This window comes from Vibrio sp. 10N.222.48.A3, from assembly GCF_041475345.1.
Classification (GTDB): Bacteria; Pseudomonadota; Gammaproteobacteria; order Enterobacterales; family Vibrionaceae; genus Vibrio; species Vibrio tasmaniensis_A.
The window spans coordinates 1-2516 of the sequence record NZ_JBFRVX010000526.1 but is presented as its reverse complement, the minus strand read 5'-3'; the positions used below and the strand labels follow the sequence as shown (position 1 = coordinate 2516).

General features: G+C 38.2%; 2 protein-coding genes. Both read left to right on the top strand.

The window, feature by feature from the left end:
* The first annotated feature begins 907 nt into the window (after nt 1–907).
* Nucleotides 908–1210 carry a helix-turn-helix transcriptional regulator gene (locus AB4653_RS15250; protein ID WP_009848316.1) on the top strand — a complete coding sequence of 101 codons (303 nt, stop codon included), beginning with the start codon at nt 908–910 and terminating at the stop codon, nt 1208–1210.
* Nucleotides 1194–2507 carry a HipA domain-containing protein gene (locus tag AB4653_RS15245; protein ID WP_102258214.1) on the top strand — a complete coding sequence of 438 codons (1314 nt, stop codon included), beginning with the start codon at nt 1194–1196 and terminating at the stop codon, nt 2505–2507. The genes AB4653_RS15250 and AB4653_RS15245 overlap by 17 nt, the downstream gene beginning before the upstream one ends.
* Nucleotides 2508–2516: the final 9 nt, after the last annotated feature.

Here is a 2516-nt window from a genome sequence, read left to right as displayed (position 1 = left end):
GTACTAAACGCGCTACCTTTCACTCACAGGGTGACGCACGGTGTAAAGTGCTTTTGATTCCCATGACTTTAGTTTCGAACCATCTCATACGTTTCAAAGTCAGTATTTCCAATTAACTTTTGTGTGGCATATTTGATCTACTTACGTACAGCCATCACCTTACCCGCACAGATAATCACTAATCGCAGAAGAACTTAGCCACAGAACGAATAAAGGCTGGTATCCACCTTCTTGCAATGCCTCTTTAAAGCCAAAGGCTTTGATTATCCCCTGCAAGGTATAAAGTTATATATATCCCTTTGTTGGGATAGCACGGCCAATATCCTCTATGGGGATCAAACCTCATAATATGAAATGACAACTTGTGATTTATAGCCCACAACAATTAGCCAGTACTTCATTGCTAATACGCAAAAAATAAATGGACTCAGTTCGAAGTGGCAAAGAGAGTCGCATAAAGCAAGCTACCATTTCTAACTTTGAAACTAGACCAGATAAAGCCACGCTCTCTACCATGTTTAAAATCATTCAAGCCTTAGATCTGACAGTAAAGGTTGAAACAAGAAGTGAGAGCAAGACAATGTTGTAATGCCTTTGTATTACACACAATACTTGAACGACCACCTTAAGGTTCCGATAGAGAGTTAGCCATACTTTAGGTATCTCAAAGCCCCATGGCTTTGAGTTTTCTATTGTTCTTTCATTACATAAAGTAAATCACATTAGACTTTTAATAAGATCGCCAAGTTTGTAAGCATAAAAGCTCACTACTGTAGACTTTTATGTGATAACTCAATGTATTCACCATAAAAGTGAACTTTAATAGACTTTTATTTAAAATCTACGTATAAATAATTTAAAAGTCTACTAAGACATACTTTATTGCATCATGCTATATGGAGGTTCTATGGTTAAGAAAGTAAAAGCAACTGAGTCACCAGATCTAAGCCAGGTGTTCACACCATCACTACTTGGTGAGGCGATCAAAGCAAAAAGAACTCAAAGTAAAATCACCCAGCAAGATGCAGCATTGCTTTCTGGTGTTTCAAAACAAACCTACATAAAAATTGAACAAGGCAGCTCCGATATTAAACTAACCTCTTTAATGAAAGTTGTGTCTGCTCTAGGAATAAAGATATCGATACAACCATGGCAAGACTTAGATGCTTCAGTCTCATCACAGGAGAAAGGTAATGACGTCTGGGTCTAATCAATACATCCTCGATATAGTCTATAGCCAGCAAGTCATAGGCAAACTATCACTGAGTAAAGAAAGTGATGCTCTATCTGTAATCTACAAGCAAGATTGGATTGATAATGGGTTTCCCATATCGCCACACCTTCCATTTAACTCTGATATACCATCAGTCAATATCAGGAGGTTCTTACAGAATTTGCTCCCTGAAAATAAAGGGTTAGATTATTTGATCGACTTTCTTGGCGTATCACGTTCAAACGTATTTGCACAAGTTGGTGGTATTGGAACAGATACATCAGGTGCAATGATGTTCTTATCTGAAGGTGTTTCTCCAGTTCAAACTGAAACCTCTTTCAACCCAATCAACGATAGTGAATTAATTAAGAAACTATCTGACCCTGAGCTTTGGTATTTAGAAATATGGGAAGGAAAACCAAGACTATCAGTAGCGGGGGTTCAATCTAAGCTCAACGTTTTATCTATCGATGGAAACTTAGGGTTTGGAGAGGGTGAACTATGCTCAACTCATATTGTGAAGTTCGAAAAAAATGACCAACAACACCTTGTCATAAATGAATTTGTGACGATGAAGTTAGCGAAGCTAGTTGAACTAGATGTTGCTGATGTTGAGTTGCGGTATTTTGACCAATTTCCAGCCTTAATTGTAGAGAGATTTGATCGAAAGCTATTTAGCTCAACAAGTGTGAAACGAAGGCATATGATCGATGCCTGTCAAGCTTGTAACCTAGGTGTCGATAGAAAGTATGAACGAAACTTAGGTAAACAAAGAGATGTCAGTCATATTCGTGATGGTGTCAGCTTCACCCGACTTTTTTCGGTAACAGAGCAATGTGAAAACCCATTAGCGGCAAAACTAGCGATCCTAAAGTGGGCAATGTTCAATCTCTGCATTTATAACGCAGATGCACATGGCAAAAACTTCAGTTTCTTTGTCCAAAAATCGGGCTTAACACCAACGCCACTTTACGATCTAGTCAATGTAAGGATGTACCCTGAATTTGAGCAGGATCTTGCGATGGCAATTGGGGATGAATTTGACTCAGATTCTATTAATGCCTACCAACTTGTAGAGTTTGCTGACGATTGTGGTATTTCACCAAAATTGCTTCAACAGAGCCTAGTAAAGATCGCAAATGACATTATAAACAACATTGATGATGCTATATCTCTCGTCACTCCTACTTCTGATTCACAATTACCTTATTTAAACCGATACCGTGAAATCGTTGTGGTTAGATGTAAGCACTTCCTTAAACAATCACCACTCATCACTGAAATTGAGCTTTAACTTATAGAT